This window comes from Aeromonas sp. 6P, from assembly GCF_051919525.1.
In the GTDB taxonomy this organism is placed as follows: domain Bacteria; phylum Pseudomonadota; class Gammaproteobacteria; order Enterobacterales; family Aeromonadaceae; genus Aeromonas; species Aeromonas veronii.
The window spans coordinates 3,441,044-3,462,293 of the sequence record NZ_JBQBEO010000002.1 but is presented as its reverse complement, the minus strand read 5'-3'; the positions used below and the strand labels follow the sequence as shown (position 1 = coordinate 3,462,293).

The window sequence follows — 21,250 nt, the reverse complement described above, 5'->3', positions numbered from 1 at the left end:
TCGGGTTCGCCCGGCGCTACTCCTTGTAGCTCTTGTCCTGCCACTGGTAGTACATCAGGGCAGATTTGACGCCGATTGACTTGAACGGCTCTGGCGGCAGCCACATCGGAAGAGTCTGCTCGGCATGGTTGAACCAGGGATGCTCCTTGCCCTGATAGAGGCTGGCTACGATATCGCCAAACAGGAAGGAGAGATTGATGCCGTGGCCGTTGTAGCCGAGGGCGTAGTAGATGTTCTTGTGAGCCCCCATCACCCCCACCGCTTCAGTGCTGTCGCCGGTCATGCCGAGCACCCCGTCCCACACCAGCTCAAATTTGATCCCCTTGAGGGCCGGATAGAGGGTCACCAGCTCGGTCATCATCATCTCGCTGACCCGGTTGAGATCGCCCTTGTAGTTGAGGCCGTCGTTGAAGACGTACTCGGCATTGCCGCCACCGATGACGATGCGGTTATCCGGGGTCAACACCAGATGGAACAGGATGTTGCGGGTGTCGTAGTAGGGCACCCGACTCTGCCACTGGATGGCGGCCAGCTGCTTTTTGGTGAGCGGCTCGGTGACGGCGCTCTGGGCGTGCACCGGAAAGACTCGCCCGCTGAAGTAGCCAAGTTTTGAGGTATAGCCGTTGGTCGCCAGCACGATGCTGTCGGCGGCCACCTTGTACTTGTCGGCCACATTGAGCTCGATCTGCTTGCCCTCCTTGATCCCCATTACCGGGCTCTGCTCGTAGATGGTGACGCCCGCCTGCTCCACCGCCTTGCGCAGGGCATTGACCAGTTTCATGGCGTGTACCTGACCGCCATTGGGGTCGTAGACCGCCCCCACGTAGCGATCGGTGCCGAGTTTTTCCTCTGTGGTATCGGCGTTCCAGTACTGGAGCGGGATGCCGAGGCGATTGGCGGTTTTCACATAGTCGCGGTACTCGGCTATATCCTCCTCATCGAGGATCGCCTCCACATAGCCATCGAGCTTGAGATCGGCCTTGACGCCGGTTGAGGCAACCAGCGCCTGCAGCTTGCGCATGCTGGCGACGGTGAGATCGTAGTGGCGTTTGCTCGCTTCCCCCTCTTCGTAGAGATCCATCACCTCGGAGCCCGGCAGCACCATGCCGCCATTGCGGCCCGAGGCGCCGCTGCCCACCTGCTTGGCTTCGAAGATGGCGATCTTGAGCGACGGATTGGCCTTGGCCAGATGCCAGGCACTGGAGAGGCCGCTGTAGCCGCCACCTATGATGGCGATATCGACCTTCAGGTCTTGCGCCAGCGGGGCACTCTCCTCTGCCGGTTTCTCCTTGAACCAGTAGCTGGTGTTGGGCTCAAAGTCGCTCATCTTGGGGCCGCAGGCGGCGAGGAAAAAACAGCTGATACACATGGTCAACGCTCGTTGGCAAAGGGTGGTCGGATTCATCTTCTACTCCGGTTACAGATACAAAATGTCAAATCAGTTCATCAGGTTGGGCGGTATTGACCCGGCGACCGATATCTCGCAGCCGGGCCAGCTGATCGGCAAGACCGGGCCCCTCATCCAGGCTGGTGACAAAGTTCCAGAGGTAGGTCATCACAGCATAGACATGGCCTGCCGAGACCTGGGGCTGGGCCATCAGCATGGTGATGGCCAGCAGGAATAGCAGGGAGGCGCTGATACCGACCGCCAGAAAAGCGAGTGCCTCCCGATCCGAAATCCGGATGCGGAGCCAGGCCAGCGCGCGGTAGTGGCGGGCGAGGCTGGCTGACTGGGCATGGGTGACCAGTTTGACCTCGTGTTCCAGCCGATCGTTGAGCCGCTCGTGCAGCAGCTGGTTTTTGCGCGAAAAGCCGGGCAGCAGCAGGCCGAACAGCAGCAATACCCCCATGCAGGCGATGCCGACCCAGAACTCGATCACCATCAGCATCACGGCCGCCCCGACGATGGAGATCAGGCTGGTGGCCAGGATCGGGATATGTTTCTCGAAGAAGTCGACAAACTCCCGCGCCAGGGTGACCCGCGCCACTATGGTGGATTGCCCCTCCTGCTGCTGGCGCTGGGTCAGGATCACCGGCACCGCCAGTGCCGCATAGATATGGGTAAAGGTGCGGGTATCGACCGCCCGGCGCAGGGCGCCGATAAGCCAGAACAGCAGCACGATCAGGGCGTAGCTTGAAGCCTGCCACCACTGGCCCTTGACGATGGCGTCGATGGCAAAGCCGGCGAACAGGGGATAGACCACCAGCAGGATGTTTTCGAGGGCCACCAGCGAGAAGGTGCCCGCCAGCTTGAGGGGATTGGCCCGCGCAATCGCCCCCAGCGAACGACCGGCCGAGTGTGGCAACGGCGTGGCCTGCTCGTCGCAACTGGCTGCCGAAGTGGTTGGTGTTGTCATGGGTTATCTCCTAAGATGTCGGAAACGCTAAGTTTGAGCGAGTGCTCAAAGTTTGTTTGAGCGACTGCTCAAAGTCAAGCAGATCGATTGATATCGCAGGAGGTCAGATGGCACGCCCATCAGCAGAACAGCGCAAAGAGATGATCATCGAGGCCGTACTGGCCCTGTTTCGAGAGAAGGGGATGGCGGCATCGTCAACCCGTGATATTGCCGAGCGCACCGGTCTGGCGCGCAGTCACGTCTACCACTACTTCAAGGATTGGAAGGAGCTTTGCCTCTGCGCCGTGGAGCGTTTCACCTATCAGGAGATCGCCGAGCAGCGGGAGTGGCTGTTGCCGCTGCCAGCCCGCGAAGCGTTGCCGCTCTTTGTGCGAGACAACCTGCCGACCAGTCAGGATGCCTCCTGGGCCATCTACCTCGATGCCTGGAACGAGTCACTGCGCGACCCGGTATTTGCCGAGAGCTACCGCAAAATCATTCTGGCGTGGCGCGAGGTGCTGGAGCTGATCCTGCAAAAGGGGATCGACAGCGGCGAGTTTGTGGCGGGCGATGCCCGGCGACTGGCGCGCCAGATCACCTCCCTCATCAACGGCTATGCCGATGACCTGATTCTGGAGCCGACCCCCGAGACGGTAGAAGCCACTTATCAAGAAATCATGCTGGTGGTCAATCAGCTGGTCTTGCCCCCGGCCCATTCATAGCGGCGCTGGTACACAGGGAGGGGAGGCATACCAGCGTGGTGCCTCCCCCGGTTTTGTTGGCCATCCGCCGGGCGTGCGATGGCCAGATAGCAGGGAGCGGTTGTTGATGTCGATTACCCATTTGTCACTGCAAGATGCCCGTCATCTGCAACTGGCGGCGCAAGGGCTGCTCGCCCCCCGTCGCAGCAAGGCGACTCCGGCCGATCTGTTGGCCACCATTCGCCGCATGGCGCTGCTGCAGATCGATACCATCTCGGTGGTGGCGCGCAGCCCCTATCTGGTGCTCTTTAGCCGCCTTGGCCAGTACGAACCGCGTTGGCTGGAGCAGCTGCTGGCCGACGGCGAGATCTTCGAATATTGGGCCCACGAGGCCTGCTTTGTGCCCCGCGAGGATTACCGGCTGTTGCGCCATCGGATGCTCGACCCCGTCGCCATGGGCTGGAAGTTTTCGGCCAACTGGCTAGCCACCCATCAGCAGGAGATTGGCCAGCTGATCGAGCGTATTCGCCACCATGGCCCGGTGCGGGCGGCTGACTTTGAGCGCACAACCGGCAAGGGGAACGGCTGGTGGGACTGGAAGCCGGAGAAACGCCATCTGGAGGTGCTCTTTACCACAGGTCAGCTGATGGTGCGGGAGCGGCGCAACTTTCAGCGGGTCTATGATCTCGCCGAGCGGGTCATCCCCGAGTGGCGTGATGAGCGGGATCTGCCGAGCGTCGAGCAGGCGCAGCGGGATATGGTGCGCGCTAGTTGCCGGGCATTGGGGCTGGTCAAAACTGGCTGGGTCGCTGACTACTATCGGCTGCGGCGCGGCAAATATGACGCCTTGCTCCATCAGCTGGCGGACGAGGGTGAGCTGCTGCCGGTTCGGGTGGAGGGGTGGCAGCACGGCGCTTTCGTGCACGCCTCGCTGGCCGATGAGCTGGTGCAGGCAGAGGAAGGCCGTCTCAAGGCAACCCATACCACGGCCTTGTCGCCGTTCGACCCGCTGGTGTGGGATCGCAAACGGGCCAGTGAACTGTTCAACTTCGACTATCGCATCGAATGCTATACCCCGGCCCCCAAGCGCCAGTATGGCTACTTCGTGTTGCCCTTGCTCCATCGCGGCAAGCTGGTGGGCAGGATGGATGCCAAGGCCCATCGCCAGCAGGGGATCTTCGAGATCAAGAGCCTCTATCTGGAAGCCGGTGTGAGAGTGACCCGTACGCTTGCACAGGATCTGGCGAAAGCCCTGCAAAAGCTGGCTGACTGGCACCAGACCCCGCAGCTCCGTTATGGTGTCATTCCGGCCAATTTGCTGGCGTTATGGCATGAAAGCGTCCCTGCAAAGTGAGCAAAATCTCTTCTGGGCTAAGCTGCAAGAAGGATAAACAGTCCGGGAGCGGGAGATGAAACGAGCGGGAACATGGTGGGCGGGATTGGCGATGGCCATCTTGTCCCCCGCGCTATGGGGGCAAGAACCGCCAGTGAAGGTCTGTCTGGGGGAGGGCAACGAGTGGGCCCCCTTTACCTACTGGGAGCGCAAGGACGGGGTGCCCGATACCAGCCGCCTGACCGGTTCGGCGACGACGCTGGTGCTCGATACCCTGCAACAGAGCGGGCTTTCGCACCAGATCCGCTATCTGCCCTGGGCACGGGTGCAGCAGGAGCTGGCGGATTATCGTCAGAATGGCCTGTGCGAGCTGACCTGGGATGCCAGTTACAAGCCGGAGCGGGCCGAGTTTGCCTTCTACAGCGTTCCCCTCTACTACACCCACCTCGGTTTCTTCTATCTCAAGCGCCGCTACCCCGAACCGCCGGATCTGCAGACGGTCAATCGCTCCCGGGTGTGCGGGGTGATTGGTTACAACTACACCCCCTACGGGCTTGCGCAGGAGCCACGCCGGGTCAAACAGTTGCAGCAGGCGCTCGATATGCTGGAGCGGGATCGTTGCGACTTTCTGCCGAGCGAAATCGAACCTCTGGTGGCAGGCATCAGCCTTGGCATCTACCGCAGCGAGAGCGGGTTGCTCAATCTCGCCCTGCCCAGCCGCAAGGGATTCTATCTGCTGGTGAGCAAGGGCTCCCCCCGCGGCCACCAGCTGGTGAACATCCTCAATCAGTCGCTGGTGGCATTTCAGGAAGGGGGGCATACGGATGAGGTGATGCGCCGCTTCTTGCCACCGATGGAGTAATAGCGAAGGGTTGCTGTCATTCTGGGGAGCAGATAAACAGAGGGCCAGCCGGTGCAAACCGGCTGGCCCTTTTTTACGTGAGAGCTTGTCAGGCTGCCAGACGGGTCAGTACCTTCACCAGCAGCTCGATGCGCGGGGCAATGCTGGCCAGATCCAGATACTCCTCGTCACTGTGGAAACCGGCACCGATGGGGCCCAGACCATCCAGAGTGGGGATACCGAGGGCGGCGGTCAGGTTGGCATCGGAGCCGCCCCCCACCTCCTGCCAGCTGATTGGCAGTCCCAGTTCGGCGCCACACTCCTCCACCAGCTGCATCAGCGCCAGAGTGCCTTCTGATGGCACCATGGCCGGTTTGTGGGCCTCGCGGGTCAGCTGGATGGTGACGCCGTCCAGATGCGGCCGCTCGGCCAGGGTCAGCAGATGATCGTTGATCTGGTGGTACTCCTGATTGTCCCAGAAGCGGACGTCTACCACGGCGCTGGCATGGGCCGGCACTATGTTGGCGCCATTGCCCCCCTCGACAATGCCGATGTTGAGGGTGGTGCCGCTCTCGAAGTTGGTCAGGGCGTTGATGGCCAGGATCCAGTGGCCCAGCTCGGTGATGGCGCTGCGCCCCTTCTGCGGTTCGTTGCCCGCGTGAGCCGCCTTGCCGGTGAAGTCGATGCGATAACGGGCCATCCCCTTGCGCGCCTTGACCAGCGAGCCATCGGCGCGGGCTGCTTCGGCCACCAGCACCTGTTTTGCCTGTTTGGCCACCGTTGCCAGCCAGTCGCTGGAGTGCAGGGAGCCGATCTCCTCATCCGGGTTCATGCAGACGCAGATGCTCAGGCGATCGCGCACCTCGCGGGGCAGTGCACGCAGGGCATAGACGATGTTGAGCAGGCCGGATTTCATGTCGGAGACACCGGGACCGTAAGCGCGCTCACCATCGATGCTCATCGGGCGGGCGGCGGCGGTACCGAGGGGGAAGACGGTATCCATATGGCCAATCAGCATCACATCGATCTGCGCCGCATCAGGCTGGTTGCGGATCTCCAGCCCCACCCCGGCGGCGCCGCAGTCGACCCGCTTGATCTGCCAGCCACCCATCGCCTCATATTTGGCGGCCATCAGATCGGCCACTGCCGCAATGCCCGGCTGGTGCAGGGATCCGCAATCCAGATTGATCAGCGGGGCCAGTTCGGTCAGGTATTGATCCAGAGAAAAAGTCATTGTTTGCTCCACTATCAGGTTCGGGTCAGAGAAGGATGTTCATCACCAGCATGGCGCCGAAGGCGTTGAGTACCGAGATGGCGACCATGATGGGGATGTAACGCCCTTCGGTGCCGATACAGCCGAGGATGCGGCCCATGTACTGCACCTGGGAGCCCATCAGGTAGATGGCTGGCGCCAGAATGGCGATGTGAGTGCCGTTGAGGATCCCCTGATCGAACAGGGTGATGACCACACCGACTGCACCGCCCATCGACATCCAGGCGCCGATCAGCACGGCTGCCGCCTCACCGGGCAACCCGAAGATGGCCATGATGGGGGAGAAGATGGCGCCCATGGCATCCAGCGCGCCGGTGATCTGCAGCGCCTTGATGATGACGAAGGCCATCAGTACGTTGGGTACGGTGGAGGTGGTGGCGATGACCCAGCCCTTCTTGGCCCCTTCGACGAAGATATCGGTGACGATGGGTTTCTTGATGTTGGCCTGGCTCATTTGGCTTGCTCCTGAGTGTTGAGGGTCTGCTGGGTGTTGTTATCGGTCTGCTTGCCTTCGCTCATATTGAGGTAGACCCGGAACAGGTTGGCCCCGACAAATTTGAAGGCGAACATCACGATGACAGCCAGACCGATGGAGGAGCTGACCGCCGGGCTGCCATCCGCCAGTGTCAGAGTGAACAGCACGGCGCCTGAGGAGAAGAAGTTGACAATGGTGGCACCAGCGGAGAACTGGAACATGGTGAACACGTCGGTTTCACGTTTGGTGATGAGCCCTTCATCCTTGAGCTGGCGGGTCATGGCGGCACCGGCATCGGTACTCTGCAGGGAGGCGATCAGCGCCAGACCTGTGTTTCCCGGGATCCCCATCAGTGGGCGCAGCAGCGGGGTCAGCAACTTGCGGGCCGCTTCCAGCGCGCCGTAGTGTTCCAGCACATTGATCATGCCGAGGGCAAACATCACGGTGGGGATCAGGGTCAGGGCAAACAGAAAGCCATCGCGAGCGCCGTTGCCCCCCTTGCCGCGCATGTCGGTCATGGCGGTCTTGATGCCGTCACCATTCTCGCTGACGCTCTGGACCATGGTGCCGAACGAGCCGTTCAGCGTGGTGAAATCGAATACCCCGTACCACTCGCCGGATTGCAACAGTCCGGAGAAGAAGACCACGGCGAAGGCCAGTGCCAGGTAACTGCCTATGCTCACCGAGCGTGTTTTGTCTGTCATTAGCTAGCTCCATATGAATAATTATTTAATCTGAATAATTATAATTGATATGGATGTCACTAAATTGATGGTGGTCAAAATGGTTTGCTACAAATGACGAATTTATTGGTGTTATGTGACTGTGATCGCCATATGATTGGACGATAATCTGGTTTTTCTCGAATTGTTTGAGTGAATAAAAAGCAGGGGCGGGATAGCGGGGCAAAAAAAACCGGGCACGAGGCCCGGTTTGGTCAATCAGTCAGATGTGATTACTGGAGTACCAGTACCATCAGCAGGCCGACACTAATGGCAGATACCAGGAAGGCAAAGCCATAGAACACATAGTGGTGCAGCTTGGTGGTGTGGATCCCCAGATCGTGCAGACCGTGGTAGATACGGTGCATGCCGTGCCAGACTGGCAGAGCGATGATCACCAGCAGGATGCAGGCACCCCACCAGGAGCTGGCGAACGCGTGCACGCGGTCATAGCTCATGGTTTCCACGTCCATGATGCCCATGGGCACCAGCAGACCAGTGATGAGGACAATGACCGGCAGCAGCATGGCAACGACCATGCCACCCGCACCAAACAGACCCCAGTAAATTGGTTCGTCAGAACGTCTCATTGTTTTCTCCTCAGGCCACGATGATCAGGACAAGCAGGGACACCACCGCCAGCGCCACATACTGGGCGAGAACGATCGGCTTCTCCGGTACCAGGTCTTCACCACGGAAGATACGCATGGCTTTCGGCGCCAGGGCGAACCAGGTTTTGGCATGGAACAGGCACGCCGCCAGAGCGACGACATGGAACAGGATGGCGATCGGGCTTTGCAGGGATTCCAGCCAGCCGTTGAACGCTTCCTGACCCTGAACCAGGCGCATCAGGCCCCACATCAGCACAACGGCGTAGATGGAGACGAAGATACTGGTGCCTTCACGGATCATGTAACCGGTGTAGAAGGCGTTCTTCAGCCACCAGTCTTTCTTCATTTCGCGGACGTAAGGTTTACGTTTGCTATCAGTGTTGTTCATGGTCTTAATCCTGCTCTCAATCTGGCTTGAACATGGCGATCATGTAGTCCTTGGCGCTTTCGACCTTGCCAAGCTGGATGGCCGCCGCCGGATCGACGCCTTTCGGGCACACTTCGGAGCAGTAGCCCACGAAGGTACAGCCCCAGACGCCTTCGTCCTGGCTGATGATGCGCATACGCTCTTTGGCGCCGGCATCACGGTTGTCGACGTTGTAGCGATAGGCCAGAGCCAGTGCCGCTGGACCGGTGAACTTCTTGTTGATGCCGTACTGCGGGCAGGCTGCGTAGCAGAGACCACAGTTGATGCACTGGGAGAACTGCTTGTACTGCGCCATCTGGGCCGGCGTCTGGATGTACTCGCCATCACACAGGCTGCGCGGCTCGCTCGGGATGATGTACGGCTTGATGCTCTCCAGCTTCTCGATGAAGTCGGACATGTCGACCACCAGATCGCGCTCGATCGGGAAGTTGTTGAGCGGCTCGACGGTCATCTTGCCCGGCAGATAGTCGCGCAGGAACGCCTTGCAACCCAGCTTGGGCACACCGTTGACCATCATGCCGCAGGAGCCGCAGATCGCCATCCGGCAGGACCAGCGGAAGCTCAGGGTAGAGTCCAGGTGATCCTTGATGTACTGCAGGGCGTCCAGCAGAGACATCTCTCTCTGGTAGGGCACCTGGAAGGTTTGCATCCAGGGCTCGTTATCCTGTTCCGGACGGTAGCGCAGGATCTCAATTTCAATCATCTCAGCCATTCTTCTTAGCCTCGTCTTGTTTCTCACCCTCGGAGCCGTACACGCGTTTTGCCGGCTGGGACTTAGTGATCTTCACATCGGAGTAATCGATGGAGGGCGTTTCGCCATTTTTGTAGAACGAGAGCGTGTGCTTGAGGAAGTTCACGTCATCGCGCTCTTCGTAACCATCCAGACGCTGGTGGGAACCGCGGGACTCTTTACGATTGATGGCGGAGTGCGCCATGGCTTCAGCCACGTCCAGCATGTAACCCAGTTCGATGGCGTACAGCAGATCGGTGTTGAAGACAGAGGACTTGTCGTTGATCTTGACCTTCTTGTAACGGGCTTTCAGCTCGTTGATCTTGTCGATGGTGCCCTGCATCAGCTCTTCGGTACGGTAGATACCGACACCGGCTTCCATGGACATGCCCAGCTCGTTGCGGATATCGGCCGGGTTTTCGGTACCGTCTACATCCATCAGGGAGAGGTGCTGCTTGATGAGCGCCTCGGCCTTGGCGGCCAGCGCTTCGGTGTTGCCATGCTTCTGAGTCTTGGCAAATTCACCTGCCTGCTCACCGGCCAGCTTGCCGAATACCACGATCTCGGACAGGGAGTTGGAACCCAGACGGTTGGCACCGTGCAGACCGACGGAGGCACATTCGCCCGCGGCGTAGAGGCCGGGCAGACGGGTGGCACACTTGTTGTCAGTCTCGATACCACCCATGGTGTAGTGGGCAGTCGGACGTACCGGGATAGGCTCTTTGGCCGGATCCACGTTGACGTAGGCTTTGGCCAGTTCGCAGATGAACGGCAGACGCTCTTTCAGGTACTTCTCGCCAAGGTGACGCAGGTCGAGGTGAACCACATCGCCCATCGGGCCCTGAATGACGCGGCCTTTCTGCTGCTCTTGCCAGAATGCCTGGGAAACGCGGTCGCGCGGACCCAGCTCCATGTATTTGCTCTTCGGCTGGCCGATCGGGGTTTCCGGGCCCAAGCCGTAGTCTTGCAGGTAGCGGTAGCCATCCTTGTTAAGCAGAACGCCACCCTCACCACGACAACCTTCGGTCATCAGGATGCCGGTGCCCGGCAGGCCGGTCGGGTGATACTGGACGAACTCCATATCACGCAGCGGTACGCCGTGACGGTAGGCCAGTGCCATGCCGTCGCCGGTGACGATGCCACCGTTGGTGTTGTAGCGATAGACACGGCCAGCGCCACCAGTGGCCACGATCACGGATTTGGCCTGGATGAAGCGGGTGATACCGTTCTGGATGTCGAAGGTCAGTACGCCCTGAACGCGGCCGTCGTCCACGATCAGATCAAGACAGAAATGCTCGTCGAAGCGCTTGATGCTCGGGTATTTGACGGAGGTCTGGAACAGGGTGTGCAGAATATGGAAACCGGACTTGTCTGCGGCGAACCAGGTACGGGGAACCTTCATGCCACCAAACGGACGCACGTTGGCTTTACCATCCGGCTTGCGGCTCCAGGGGCAGCCCCAGTGCTCCAGCTGGATCATCTCTTTGGTCGCGTTGTTGACGAAGTATTCCACTACGTCCTGCTCGCACAGCCAGTCACCACCGGAGACGGTGTCGTTGAAGTGGTTTTCGAGGGAGTCGTCATCACGGACGACACCGGCGGCGCCGCCTTCGGCAGCAACCGTGTGGCTGCGCATCGGGTAAACCTTGGAAATCAGGGCGATGTCCAGGTCTGGCTGTGATTCGGCTATAGCGATAGCGGCGCGTAAGCCGGTACCGCCAGCACCGATGATGGCCACATCGGTCTTGATAATATCCACATCTGCCTCCTTAGGGATAGATTTGCTGGGCACGATTTTGCTCTATGAAAAAAATTCAGGCTTGATGCAAGTCAAACTGCTAGGTTTTATTCCCTTTTTATTGGTTGTTTTTCTATAAAACACCCAAATCCCTGGATGAAAATGTCGTTATTATCGTCATTTTTTGGTGTTACTGAGCAGTTGAACACCTAGCTACGAGTACTTTAACTTCTGGATTGTACGTAGTTTTCTTTCAATAAAATGCGAATCACCTCTCTTTTTAGGTACTCGCGAAAAAAATTTTAAGTTTTTTATTGTAATTTTTTAATGAGAATTATTGGCATTTATCTGTTCGGATAGAAATAGGTAATCCGAAATGCGGAGGTGACCACGGCGGTGATCTGATAATTCCAGACGAATTACAAGGATTTCAAGGCGGGGTATTTGGCGGGTAATGTGAGATTACTCACTGAAAATTAAGCGCTATTTAGAAAAATAAAAGGGGCCTGTACGGCCCCTTTTGCTCATGCTCAAATGCGGAACATGCCGACCTGATTGCTCAGTTCACCCGAAATATTTTTAAGTTGTTCAGAGAGATGGCGTGAGCTGTCTGCATCCACTGCCAGTTCGTCCGAGACATCTTTCACCGCCTGAATGTTGCGGCTTACCTCGTCGGTGACGGCCCGCTGCTCTTCAGCCGCGCTGGAGATCTGGGTCGCCATGTCGGAGATCTGGTTGATCGAGGTGGTAATTTGTTCCAGCGCATGGGTGGCGTTGTTGGCGTCATCCACGCTGTTTTGGGCCAGCAGCTGGCCTTCGTGCATGGTGCTGACCGCTCCCTGGGTATTGCGTTGCAGGGTTTCGATCATATTGCGGATCTCGACGGTGGAGCTGTGGGTACGCTGTGACAGGACGCGCACCTCGTCGGCTACCACCGCAAAGCCGCGGCCCTGTTCACCGGCACGGGCCGCTTCGATGGCGGCGTTGAGTGCCAGCAGGTTGGTCTGCTCGGCGATGCCCTGAATGGTGGAGAGGATGGTGTTGATCTCCTGAGCGTTTTTCTCCAGTTCCTGAATGATGTTGGAGGCCTGTTCCACCTGGGTGGCCAGATCGGTGATGGAGCGCTGGTTGCGGGCGATCACCTGCTTGCCATGCTCGCAACTGCTGGAGGAGCTGCGGGCCGCTTCGGCGGTCTGCTCGGCGTTGCTGGCAACCTCGACCGCGGTGGCCGACATCTCGTGTACCGCAGTGGCGATCTGGGAGATCTCGTTTTGCTGGCGTGCCAGCCCCTGATTGGCCTTCTCCGCCATGCTGTGGGAGGACTTGGCCTGTTGGTTGAGTTGGCCGGAGGAGTTGGAGATATCCTGCACCATCACATGGATCCGCTCGATGAAGGTGTTGACGTGTTTGGCAACCGCGCCCACCTCATCCTCACGTTCAATCTTGATCCGGCGGGTCAGATCGCCGTTGCCACGGGAGAGATCGGCAATCGCTTCGCCCAGGGTTTTCAGAGGGGCCAGCGAGCCGTTGATGGCGACATAGGAGAAGCCTGCCACGATCAGTATGGTGATAAGCCCCTGAATAAGAGAGGAGGTAACCATGCGGCGCACCGACTGGTAGGCGGTCTCCTCATCCACCATCATGCCGTAATACCAGTTGGTATTGGGGATGGCGTTGAAGTCAAAAACCTCTTTCTTGCCGCTGATCACCAGCTCGTTGATCATGCCGTCATGGGCTATCTGGTTGATGTAAGATGCGGTTAGTTCCGGTGCCAGAGCGGTAGCGGATTTGAGGCTCAGGGAGGCATCGGGGTGAGCGATGATGGTGCCATTGCTGTCCACCAGCATGGCGTAGGTGCCCTCGGTGGTGACCGCCAGAATGTCCGAGATCAGTGAGCTGATGGAGACGTCACCGGCGATGACCCCCTGGGTATTGCCACGCTGGAACGGCTCGGCAATGGTGACAATCAGCTGACCGGTGGAGATGTCGGCATAGGGGGCTGTGATGACCAGTTTGCCTGCGGCGGCCGCGTCCTTGTACCAGGGGCGTTGACGGGGGTCATAACCGGCTGGCAGGTCGGTTGGTTTGCTCTGGATCATCTTGCCGTCTGCGGTACCGGCATAGACCAGGTCGAAGCCACCGGCATTCATGGACTGGGCCAGATGACTGATGGGCTCGTCTTCTTTGGCGAATGCTTCCTTGGTAGTGCTGACCATGCTGATCCGGGAGTCGACCCAGCGGGAGATCCCCTTGACGTTGGCCATGGAGCTTTCGTCGATGATGTTCCAGACCAGTCGCTGGGTCTCGCTGCGCAGTTGCGAGGTGTTGTACCAGACCTGCAGGCAGGTGATCACCAGGATGATGACCCCGATAGCCAGGACAAGCTTGTTTTTAATGGATAAGTTCATAGTTACATCCTTGTGAGCGTCAGTCTGAAGTGTGTGGAATCTAGTTATTGTTATGAGCCTCTGTTTATCGGCTGAAGTTGAACTCTTTGTATCCCGGTCAGCTATTTAAAGTTAGTGCCTAAATCAGTGGTTATCCATGTGCGTATCCCCCCCTCACTGCGCCAGAAAACGATCTGGTCGATTGGTGAAGATTCCATCGACCCCCATGCTAGAGAGCGTTTCATAATCTTCTGGATAATCAACGGTATAAACCAGAACTTTGAGCCCCCGGCGATGGGCATCATCGACCAGCGCGGCGTCGATGAAATCAACATCGCAATTTATGGACCAGGCTCCCAGCTCGTCGGCAAACTGCGCCAGGTTGAGCGGCAGGTTGGCGGTCAGGGCACCGAGCCGGATATTGGGCCGCGAGGCGGCAAATCGGGCCAGCTCCGGGTGATGGAAGGAGGAGACCACCCACTGGCCGGGAGTAAAGCCCAGCTCGGCCTCTGCCCGTCGGGTCAGGGTTGCCACCGCATCGGCGGTATGAGCCCCCTTGAGCTCGATATGCAGCTCACAGCGTCCGGCGATGATCTCCATCACCTGCCACAGGGTCGGGATCACCTCTCCCTCACCGGCATCGAGCTGTTCCAGATAGGAGCGGGATTGCTCGGTCAGTACCCCCTTGCCATTGGTGCAGCGCTCCAGCCGCCGGTCGTGGAAGACCCACAACTCGCCATTGGCCGCCTGCACGTCGATCTCGATGGCTGATGCTCCGAGCTCCAGCGCTTTGGCCATCGCCTTGAGAGTGTTTTCGGGGGCCAGGCCGCTGGCGCCACGGTGGGCAATAATCTGCATGTTCTGCTCCTTTCAACTCGCGGATCAGCCGCGGCTCAGGTGAATGTCGATCTGTTGATGGGGCAGGGTAAGTCCCTGCTGCTGCATCTTCTCCAGCACCAGCGAGTGAACCTCGTGGGTGATGGGCATCCGGTGATCCATGTTGTTGACGTAGAGGCGGATCTCGTAGATCAGTGCCGAGTCGGTGAATTCGATCAGGAAGACCTCTGGCGTCGGCGTCTCCAATACCAGGGTCGATGCCTGGATGGACTCTTCCAGAATGCGCTGCACCAGTTTCGGATCCCGGGTCAGGCCGATCCGGATCCGCAGTTTGACCCGGGTGATGGCATCGGAGAGCGACCAGTTGATGAACTGCTCGGTGATGAAAGCCTTGTTGGGCACTATGATCTCCTTGCGATCCCAATCCACGATAGTCGTCGCCCGGGTTTTGATCTTGGTGACGGTGCCGGTGAGATCGCGGATGGTGACGGTGTCACCGAGCCGGATCGGCTTCTCAAACAGGATGATGAGGCCGGAGACAAAGTTGGCGAAGATCTCCTGCAGACCGAAACCCAGCCCCACCGAGAGGGCGGCGACCAGCCATTGGGTCTTCGACCAGTCGATGCCGAGCATGGAGAAGCCGGTGAGGGCGCCGATCAGGATCACCAGATACTTGCTGGTGGTCGTGAGGGCAAAGCCGGTACCCGGGGAGAGGCTGAGGTGTTGCAGCAGGGTCAGCTCCATCAGCCCCGGCAGGTTGCGTGCTGTCACCACGGTCAGAATGAAGACGAAGGCGGTCAGCATCAGATCCTGCAAGGTGATGGCCGAGAGCTGCTCGATGCCGCCAATCTTGCTGCTCACCTGCCACACCTCGATATTGCTGAGGAAGCTGAAGGCGGAGTTGAGATCCGACCATTGCACCACCACCAGCATGGTAAAGCCCAGCATCAGCAGGGTGCGCACCAGTCCCAGCGACTGGGCGCTGATGGTATCGAGATCCAGCTCAGTCTCTTCCACCACGTCCGGGGTCTCGGAGCTGAGCTCGTCATGCCCCTCTTCCCGGCCGCGCTGGGCCAAGATCTCGGCCCGCTTGCTCTTGGCGCGCTCGAAGGCAAGGCGGCGGCGCTGGATCAGCATCCAGCGTCTGGCCAGATAGTAGACCAGCAGGCAACCCAGCCCCATCAGCAGGCTAAGCTCCAGCTGGCGCAGCAGGGTGCGCGAGGTATAGAAGTAGCCAAACAGGGCGCCAATTACCGCCAGCAGCGGCGCCAGCATCAGGCTATTCCAGATGAAGTGGTGCAGCAGATGGGGCTTGGTCATGTCGGTCTGGCCCCAGGTGAGTGGCAATCGCTCCCGGTTGAGGCGGGCAAAGAAGAGCAGCAGCCAGAGTGCACCGATCATGAAGGCCATCCGGCCGAGAGAGTCGTAGAAGGCGTGCTCCTGATAGCTGTTGGCCATCCCCTGCACAAAGAAACTCGGGATCAGCACCAGCAGCAGGGTGCGAAACTGCCCCCATACCTTTTGCACCTGTTCCCTAGGCCAGCGGAAGTGGTGGATCAAAATCCCCCGCTCCAGCGTCAGATGGCGGGCCATCACCAGCGCCAGCAGCAGGAACCAGATCTCGCCAAGACCGCGCGCCACCGCCACCGCAAACGGGTATTGCCAGGCCCCTTCGAGCAGGCCGCGCACCATCAACACCATGGCGGGCAAGGGGAGGGCAGCAAGCAGGGAGCGCAGCAGCAAGCGGCTGGTGAGGCTGAATTTGTCCTGAGTTACCTTGCCGATCCGCGGCGCAATATGGTCGCAATAGAGGCTCAGATGACGGGCCAGCTTGAACCAGCTCCAGGCCAGCACCAGCAGACCAATACCGGCCAGCGTGAGGCTCAGCGGGCTGTTCTCGGCGATGGCGTAGGGCAGTTGCAGCCAGTTGTCCGGGTTGAAGGCTAGGGTCAGCGCGGCGGGAATGCCAAGCATCACCTGTGGGGTAAAGGGGCGCACATCCGGCATCCAGAACAGGTGGCTGGCGCTTATTTCACGGATCTCGTCGATCTTGCTGTTCTGGCGGCTGTATAGCAGCTTGAGACGAGTCTGCTCCTGAATGAGGGTGTCGGAGGCGTCGTTGAGCCGGGTCAGCAGCTGGCGCCGGGCCTTGAGCAGGTTGTCGAGCACCGCTTGCTGCGGCCGATCGAGCGTCACCTCCTCTTCGGCCATCAGCTTGTCGCGCAGCTGACGGGTATCCTTGAGCCCATCCTGCTCGCTCTCGTACTGGTACTTGGCCATGCGGGCGCTGACGATGGCGGACTCCAGCTTGTCGAGGGGAAACTGGGGAGGCAGATCGGAGAGTTTGCTGCGCAGGTTCTCGCCGTAGGCATTACTGATCTGCAGCCACTCCAGCTGTTCGCGCACCGAGTTGACCAGCTCATTCAGTTCAAACAGATTCTTGTCGACGCTACGCTGCTCATCCTGCACCCGCTCAATCTGATCCTCCAGCGTGCCGAGCTGGATGGAGAGCGCCTGATTCTGCTGTTGTTGCTCCAGCAGCAGCGGCATGTCGGTGGTGAGTTGTTTGCGCAGCCGTTCGCTCTCCTCCAGCGCCTGCTCGGTCTTCTCCCTACGCAGCTGGTTCTGCTGGGTCAGCAGGCTGGCTTGCCACTCATCCTCGTCGGCGATGGCCAGATTGAGCTCCTGCAGTTTCAGCTTGCCGAGATCGTTGCGCTGCTGGGCCGAGAGCTGCTCCAGCTCCAGCATCTGGATCCGGTCGGAGAGGCTCTGCTCTTTCATTCTGGTCAGCAGCAGTTGTGCCTCCTGCTGGCGATCCGATTCGCTGCTGAAGCTCAGTCGCTCCAGCTGGCTGCGGGTCAGTTGCAGTTGTTTGCGCAGATCGTCCACCCGCAGGTGATACTCCTGACCGGTGCTCTCCAGCTGGTTGAGGCTGTCCATCACCCCCTGCCGCTCCTTGCGCAGGTTGAGCTGGCGGTTGCTGCTCAGGCCAATGGCCTGGCGCAGCGCCTCCTCCTTGAGGCTCGCCAGCGGCGGGCGAGCTGCGGGCTGATAGTTGTGCAGGCTCTCCTTGAGGCGTGCCGACTCCTTGGGGTAATCGATAAGGATCTGCTGATAGGCTTTACTCTGCTCCCGGTAACGCTCGGCCTCTCTGGCAAATTGCAGCGCCTGCTGGTAGCTCTCCCGCAGCTTCTGGTTTTCCGGGGTATCGCTCTTGGGCACGCTCTGCAACAGGGATTCGGCTTGGGCAATGGCATCGTCGGCGCGCACGGCTGGCGGCAACAAGATAAGGGAGAGCAGCAAGAGGGTGAGCAGGCGTTGCAACATGAGGCTCGTTTCCGTTCAGAAGAGGTGGCCCTAGCCTAAAACAGGGCAGGGAGGCGGGTAAAGCAGTCTATATTAATGATTCATAACACAAATAACAGGAAGTCGTGCTGCCGTTTCGCTATGATCCCGGCCGCTTTCTCTCCACCGAGTCGAATATGTCAGCTGTTGATCTGGGCACAGCCCCGCTATCTCGCCTTTTCTGGCGTTACGTAACCCCGACCGTGGCGGCCATGCTGATCACCGGCATCTATGTCACCATCGATGGCATCTTCGTTGGCCATGTGCTGGGTCAGGATGGCATGGCCGGTCTGATGCTGGCTTATCCCATCTGCGCCGTGCTCTATGCGGTGGGGGCGCTGATCGGCATGGGGGCCTCGTCGCTGGTCTCCTTCTATCTGGGGCAGGGCAACCCGGCCAAAGCCCGCCATATCGTCGGCAATGCGCTGGTGATGGTGTTGCTGGCCTCGGCACTGCTCAGTTTTATCGGGATCCGCTATGGCGAGCCCATGCTGGCCTGGATGGGGGCGGAGGGGGAGATCTTCACCGCCGGGCTCTCCTACCTGCAGGCCTACGCCTGGCTGGGCGTCTTTGCAGTGCTGTCGATGGCGTTCAGCTCGCTGCTGCGCAACGATGGCCGCCCCGGGTTTGTCACCCTCATCATGGTGGTCGGGGGGCTGCTCAACGTGCTGCTCGACTATCTGCTGATGGTAGTGTTTCCGTTCGGACTGGCCGGGGTGGCGACGGCCACTATGCTCTCCCAGGCGGTGACGGGCCTTGCCTGCCTGTGGCACTTCTTCACGCCGCGTAGCCAGTTGCGGATAAGCTGGGACACCTTGCGCCCTGATCTACGGCTGATGGGCGAAACGGTGCGCCTCGGGGTCTCCAGTTTTCTGATGTACCTCTATCTCTCGGTAGTGCTGGCGTTGCACAACAAGGCGTTGCTGGCGGTTGGCACTTCGCTGCATGTGGCGGCCTACGGGGTGATTAGTTACACCGAGGCCTTCTTCTATCTGGTGTTCGAGGGGATCGCCATGGGTATCCAGCCCATCGCCAGCTTTAACGCGGGCGCCGGTCACTGGCGGCGGGTGCTGCGGATCCGCAATCTGGCACTCGGAGTGACGTTGGGGATCGCCCTGTGCGCCATGTTCCCGCTTTATCTGTGGCCGGAGGCGGCGGTCTATCTGTTTGCCGGGGACAACGCTACCCTGCTGCCGGTGGCGAGCCTCGGGATCTGGCTCTACTTCTGGGGGCTGCCGATGGAGGGCTTGCTGCTGGTGGGGGCCACCTACTTCCAGGCCATCAATCGGGCCCGCATCGCCTCCCTGCTCACCGGTGGCAAGCTGGTGCTGATCGGCGGTTTCTTGTGGGGATTCTCGACCCTGTGGGGCGTGCCCGGGGTCTGGCTGGCATTGCCAACGTGCAGCTCCTTGCTGGTGTTGGTGATGTGGCGGGCGATGCGTCGGGAGTCCGGCGCCCACGCGCTGGCCGGATAGGTAATCAGGTTCGACGTGCAGATAGCAGACAGGCAGCCATGGGCTGCCTGTTTTGTTAGAGGATGTTTTGTTAACGGGCTCTGCCGATTCAGGGCTTGAAGGCGCCGATAAAGATAGCGGGATCGACCCGGGTATCGTTGAGGCTGACGTTCCAGTGCATATGGGGGCCGGTGGCGCGACCGGTCGAACCGACTCGCCCGACGATGCCGCCACGCGGCAGGCTCTGGCCGAGCTTCACATCGATCTTCGACATGTGGCAGAACATGCTGATGAGCCCCTGACCGTGGTCGACAAAGACGGTATTGCCATTGAAGAAGTAGTTGCCGATCAGGATCACCTTGCCGGCGGCGGGGGATTTGATCGGGGTGCCGGCGCCCACTGCGAAGTCGAGGCCGGAGTGGGGATTGCGCTCCTCGCCATTGAAGAAACGACGCAGGCCAAACGGGCTGGATAGGGGGCCGTTGACCGGCTTGTCGAACATCAGGTTGCTCGGCTGGTTGGGGCTGAAGGTCTGGTAAGCCCGAGTCTGCTCCGCCAGCTCGCGGTTGATGCGGGTCATATCCTCGGCGAGTGGATTGACCTGACGGCTGTTCTTGAGCTTGATGTGCTGCTCGCGGTAGTGCTTGGGGGTGACGGTGAAGCCGAGAGTACGGCCATCACCTGTGGTCAGCTGCTGGGCCCCAAGCGGGTTTTTGAGAGAGATGCCGACGATGGCGATCCACTGGTTGTCTTCGCGCACCACCAGCACAGGTTTGTCGTGATAGCGGGCCGTGGGTGCAGTGGCAGATGCGCCAAGAGGGATCACCGCAACGCCACCCGGCACCGGATGGTTGAGCAGGCGACTGATAAAACCCTCGGCCAGGGCTGACTGGCTGGCCAGTAACAACAACAGACAACAAACAACTCTCATGACGATACCACTCGATGTTAAAGCGCCCGGGATGGCGGGATGACAACCCCCTGTCCGGCAGTCGCCGATCACTAAAGGGTGATCACGACATGCTGGCCACGACAGGCGCGGCAGGGGGAGGGAGCAGATTGTGCCTCGTTATAGTCGGGGCAGCCAGAGGCGGGGCGTGGCTGACGCCCCTTTTGTGCATAGCTGCGTCAGGTTTTATGTCGTGGTCGGGCCGCTTCGCCATTGAGTCGCCCCCGCCCTGGCTCTAGAATCGGCTTCCGGCACTGATGCCACCGACACTCCGAGGAGACGATATGAACGGATTACCCCCTTTGCGCACCACACCGGCCCGGTACACGACAGGTCGTGGCTGGCTCTGGGTTCGCAGCGGGTTCGATATCTTCAACAAGGGGATGGGGATCAGCGTGGCCATGGTGCTGGTCTGGTTTATGGTGGGCATGCTGCTGGAGCAACTGCCAGCGGGTGGCCTTATCTCCCAGCTGCTCTACATGGTGTGGGGCGCGGGTTGGGTGGCGGTCGCCGCTCGGGGTTATCGGGGGGAGCCACTGCAGTTTGCCGATCTCTTCGCCGGTTTTCGCCACAAGCTGACCCCGCTGATGCTAGGCGGTCTGCTGGTGTTGCTGCTGTTCAGCCTGGTGGGCCTCGTCTGTCTCGGTCTGCTCTCCATGTGGGGGCTGCTCCCGCTGCTGACGCAGGATCCCGAGAGCATGGTGGTCTCAGCCAGCCAGTTGCAACAACTGCTGCTGGTATTGCTGGTGGGGATGCTGCTCATCATTCCCGTGCTGATGGGGGTCACCTTTGCTCCTGCGCTGATCTTCCACCACGATATCGGCATCATCCAGGCGGTACGGCTGAGCTTCTTCGGCTGCTGGCGCAATTTTTTTCCCTTCTTCTGGTGGGGGCTGCTCTCAGCCATTTTGTTGCTGTTTGGCGCTGTGCTGTTGCTGGTAGGTCTGCTGGTGGTGATCCCGGCGCTCAACTACTCCATCTATGTGGCTTATCGGGATATTTTCCTGGACGAGAGTGCGCAGCCGGAAGCGCCGCACTCAGAACCATTCGGATTTGAAGCCTGATCAAGGGATCAGAGTGAAGAAGGGGCC

Annotated in this window: 18 protein-coding genes; 5 read left to right on the top strand and 13 right to left on the bottom strand. The window is 59.7% G+C overall.

Annotation, left to right across the window (positions count from 1 at the left end; translation table 11 throughout):
- Positions 1–16: 16 nt before the first annotated feature.
- Both ACTG2J_RS15965 and ACTG2J_RS15960 read right to left on the bottom strand, forming a co-directional pair.
- The gene (locus tag ACTG2J_RS15965; RefSeq protein WP_439989382.1) at positions 17–1,405 is read right to left on the bottom strand and encodes an NAD(P)/FAD-dependent oxidoreductase; all 1,389 of its coding nucleotides are present in this window, start codon (positions 1,403–1,405) and stop codon (positions 17–19) included.
- Positions 1,406–1,433: 28 nt separating this feature from the next.
- Positions 1,434–2,357 carry an ABC transporter six-transmembrane domain-containing protein gene (locus tag ACTG2J_RS15960; RefSeq protein ID WP_236294521.1) on the bottom strand — a complete coding sequence of 308 codons (924 nt, stop codon included), beginning with the start codon at positions 2,355–2,357 and terminating at the stop codon, positions 1,434–1,436.
- A 107-nt stretch (positions 2,358–2,464) separates the two neighbouring features.
- On the opposite strand from ACTG2J_RS15960, the gene ACTG2J_RS15955 reads away from it, so the two are divergent.
- From ACTG2J_RS15955 to ACTG2J_RS15945, 3 genes are all read left to right on the top strand, one after another.
- Positions 2,465–3,058, top strand: a complete 594-nt coding sequence (locus ACTG2J_RS15955; RefSeq protein WP_109867214.1) for a TetR/AcrR family transcriptional regulator — start codon at positions 2,465–2,467, stop codon at positions 3,056–3,058.
- A gap of 106 nt (positions 3,059–3,164) precedes the next feature.
- Positions 3,165–4,391 carry a winged helix-turn-helix domain-containing protein gene (locus ACTG2J_RS15950; RefSeq protein ID WP_439989383.1) on the top strand — a complete coding sequence of 409 codons (1,227 nt, stop codon included), beginning with the start codon at positions 3,165–3,167 and terminating at the stop codon, positions 4,389–4,391.
- A 91-nt stretch (positions 4,392–4,482) separates the two neighbouring features.
- Positions 4,483–5,232, top strand: a complete 750-nt coding sequence (locus ACTG2J_RS15945; protein ID WP_439989610.1) for a substrate-binding periplasmic protein — start codon at positions 4,483–4,485, stop codon at positions 5,230–5,232.
- Between the two features lie 88 nt (positions 5,233–5,320).
- Here the strand turns inward: ACTG2J_RS15945 and ACTG2J_RS15940 are convergent, their stop codons facing one another.
- The 10 genes from ACTG2J_RS15940 to mscM all read right to left on the bottom strand — a co-directional run bounded on the left by ACTG2J_RS15940 (position 5,321) and on the right by mscM (position 17,738).
- Positions 5,321–6,445, bottom strand: a complete 1,125-nt coding sequence (locus ACTG2J_RS15940; RefSeq protein WP_439989384.1) for a M20 family metallopeptidase — start codon at positions 6,443–6,445, stop codon at positions 5,321–5,323.
- 25 nt (positions 6,446–6,470) lie between these two features.
- On the bottom strand, positions 6,471–6,938 hold the full coding sequence (locus ACTG2J_RS15935) for a YjiG family protein (protein ID WP_058059223.1): 468 nt from the start codon (positions 6,936–6,938) through the stop codon (positions 6,471–6,473).
- Positions 6,935–7,663: a nucleoside recognition domain-containing protein gene (locus ACTG2J_RS15930; protein WP_005335061.1), complete on the bottom strand. Its 729-nt coding sequence runs from the start codon at positions 7,661–7,663 to the stop codon at positions 6,935–6,937. The genes ACTG2J_RS15935 and ACTG2J_RS15930 overlap by 4 nt, the downstream gene beginning before the upstream one ends.
- Before the next feature lie 251 nt (positions 7,664–7,914).
- A complete protein-coding gene (gene frdD, locus ACTG2J_RS15925; RefSeq protein ID WP_005335059.1) occupies positions 7,915–8,271 on the bottom strand; it encodes a fumarate reductase subunit FrdD in 357 nt (118 codons plus the stop codon).
- Positions 8,272–8,281: 10 nt separating this feature from the next.
- Positions 8,282–8,680 carry a hypothetical protein gene (locus tag ACTG2J_RS15920; RefSeq protein WP_005335058.1) on the bottom strand — a complete coding sequence of 133 codons (399 nt, stop codon included), beginning with the start codon at positions 8,678–8,680 and terminating at the stop codon, positions 8,282–8,284.
- A gap of 16 nt (positions 8,681–8,696) precedes the next feature.
- The gene (locus tag ACTG2J_RS15915) at positions 8,697–9,431 is read right to left on the bottom strand and encodes a succinate dehydrogenase/fumarate reductase iron-sulfur subunit (RefSeq protein WP_005335057.1); all 735 of its coding nucleotides are present in this window, start codon (positions 9,429–9,431) and stop codon (positions 8,697–8,699) included.
- A complete protein-coding gene (frdA, locus tag ACTG2J_RS15910) occupies positions 9,424–11,208 on the bottom strand; it encodes a fumarate reductase (quinol) flavoprotein subunit (RefSeq protein ID WP_005335056.1) in 1,785 nt (594 codons plus the stop codon). Before frdA ends, ACTG2J_RS15915 begins: the two co-directional genes overlap by 8 nt.
- 509 nt (positions 11,209–11,717) lie before the next feature.
- Positions 11,718–13,595: a methyl-accepting chemotaxis protein gene (locus tag ACTG2J_RS15905; RefSeq protein ID WP_199416147.1), complete on the bottom strand. Its 1,878-nt coding sequence runs from the start codon at positions 13,593–13,595 to the stop codon at positions 11,718–11,720.
- A gap of 153 nt (positions 13,596–13,748) precedes the next feature.
- Complete coding sequence (locus tag ACTG2J_RS15900) at positions 13,749–14,432, bottom strand: glycerophosphodiester phosphodiesterase (RefSeq protein WP_113739702.1); 684 nt, start codon at positions 14,430–14,432, stop codon at positions 13,749–13,751.
- A 24-nt stretch (positions 14,433–14,456) separates the two neighbouring features.
- The gene (gene mscM / locus ACTG2J_RS15895) at positions 14,457–17,738 is read right to left on the bottom strand and encodes a miniconductance mechanosensitive channel MscM (RefSeq protein WP_021229779.1); all 3,282 of its coding nucleotides are present in this window, start codon (positions 17,736–17,738) and stop codon (positions 14,457–14,459) included.
- Between the two features lie 155 nt (positions 17,739–17,893).
- Here mscM and ACTG2J_RS15890 point away from each other — a divergent pair, with 155 nt between their 5' ends.
- On the top strand, positions 17,894–19,231 hold the full coding sequence (locus tag ACTG2J_RS15890) for an MATE family efflux transporter (RefSeq protein WP_106842912.1): 1,338 nt from the start codon (positions 17,894–17,896) through the stop codon (positions 19,229–19,231).
- An 88-nt stretch (positions 19,232–19,319) separates the two neighbouring features.
- Here ACTG2J_RS15890 and ACTG2J_RS15885 read toward each other — a convergent pair whose 3' ends face one another.
- Positions 19,320–20,141, bottom strand: a complete 822-nt coding sequence (locus tag ACTG2J_RS15885) for a peptidoglycan DD-metalloendopeptidase family protein (RefSeq protein ID WP_201989895.1) — start codon at positions 20,139–20,141, stop codon at positions 19,320–19,322.
- A 302-nt stretch (positions 20,142–20,443) separates the two neighbouring features.
- Here ACTG2J_RS15885 and ACTG2J_RS15880 point away from each other — a divergent pair, with 302 nt between their 5' ends.
- Positions 20,444–21,223 carry a BPSS1780 family membrane protein gene (locus tag ACTG2J_RS15880; protein ID WP_005335041.1) on the top strand — a complete coding sequence of 260 codons (780 nt, stop codon included), beginning with the start codon at positions 20,444–20,446 and terminating at the stop codon, positions 21,221–21,223.
- Positions 21,224–21,250: the final 27 nt, after the last annotated feature.

Bases quoted from the DNA above. Each gene is read 5' to 3' on its own strand.
- ACTG2J_RS15965 (WP_439989382.1), bottom strand. From the start codon at position 1,405: ATGAATCCGACCACCCTTTGCCAACGAGCGTTGACCATGTGTATCAGC.
- ACTG2J_RS15960 (WP_236294521.1), bottom strand. From the start codon at position 2,357: ATGACAACACCAACCACTTCGGCAGCCAGTTGCGACGAGCAGGCCACG.
- ACTG2J_RS15955 (WP_109867214.1), top strand. From the start codon at position 2,465: ATGGCACGCCCATCAGCAGAACAGCGCAAAGAGATGATCATCGAGGCC.
- ACTG2J_RS15950 (WP_439989383.1), top strand. From the start codon at position 3,165: ATGTCGATTACCCATTTGTCACTGCAAGATGCCCGTCATCTGCAACTG.
- ACTG2J_RS15945 (WP_439989610.1), top strand. From the start codon at position 4,483: ATGGCCATCTTGTCCCCCGCGCTATGGGGGCAAGAACCGCCAGTGAAG.
- ACTG2J_RS15940 (WP_439989384.1), bottom strand. From the start codon at position 6,445: ATGACTTTTTCTCTGGATCAATACCTGACCGAACTGGCCCCGCTGATC.
- ACTG2J_RS15935 (WP_058059223.1), bottom strand. From the start codon at position 6,938: ATGAGCCAGGCCAACATCAAGAAACCCATCGTCACCGATATCTTCGTC.
- ACTG2J_RS15930 (WP_005335061.1), bottom strand. From the start codon at position 7,663: ATGACAGACAAAACACGCTCGGTGAGCATAGGCAGTTACCTGGCACTG.
- frdD (WP_005335059.1), bottom strand. From the start codon at position 8,271: ATGAGACGTTCTGACGAACCAATTTACTGGGGTCTGTTTGGTGCGGGT.
- ACTG2J_RS15920 (WP_005335058.1), bottom strand. From the start codon at position 8,680: ATGAACAACACTGATAGCAAACGTAAACCTTACGTCCGCGAAATGAAG.
- ACTG2J_RS15915 (WP_005335057.1), bottom strand. From the start codon at position 9,431: ATGGCTGAGATGATTGAAATTGAGATCCTGCGCTACCGTCCGGAACAG.
- ACTG2J_RS15905 (WP_199416147.1), bottom strand. From the start codon at position 13,595: ATGAACTTATCCATTAAAAACAAGCTTGTCCTGGCTATCGGGGTCATC.
- ACTG2J_RS15900 (WP_113739702.1), bottom strand. From the start codon at position 14,432: ATGCAGATTATTGCCCACCGTGGCGCCAGCGGCCTGGCCCCCGAAAAC.
- mscM (WP_021229779.1), bottom strand. From the start codon at position 17,738: ATGTTGCAACGCCTGCTCACCCTCTTGCTGCTCTCCCTTATCTTGTTG.
- ACTG2J_RS15890 (WP_106842912.1), top strand. From the start codon at position 17,894: ATGTCAGCTGTTGATCTGGGCACAGCCCCGCTATCTCGCCTTTTCTGG.
- ACTG2J_RS15885 (WP_201989895.1), bottom strand. From the start codon at position 20,141: ATGAGAGTTGTTTGTTGTCTGTTGTTGTTACTGGCCAGCCAGTCAGCC.
- ACTG2J_RS15880 (WP_005335041.1), top strand. From the start codon at position 20,444: ATGAACGGATTACCCCCTTTGCGCACCACACCGGCCCGGTACACGACA.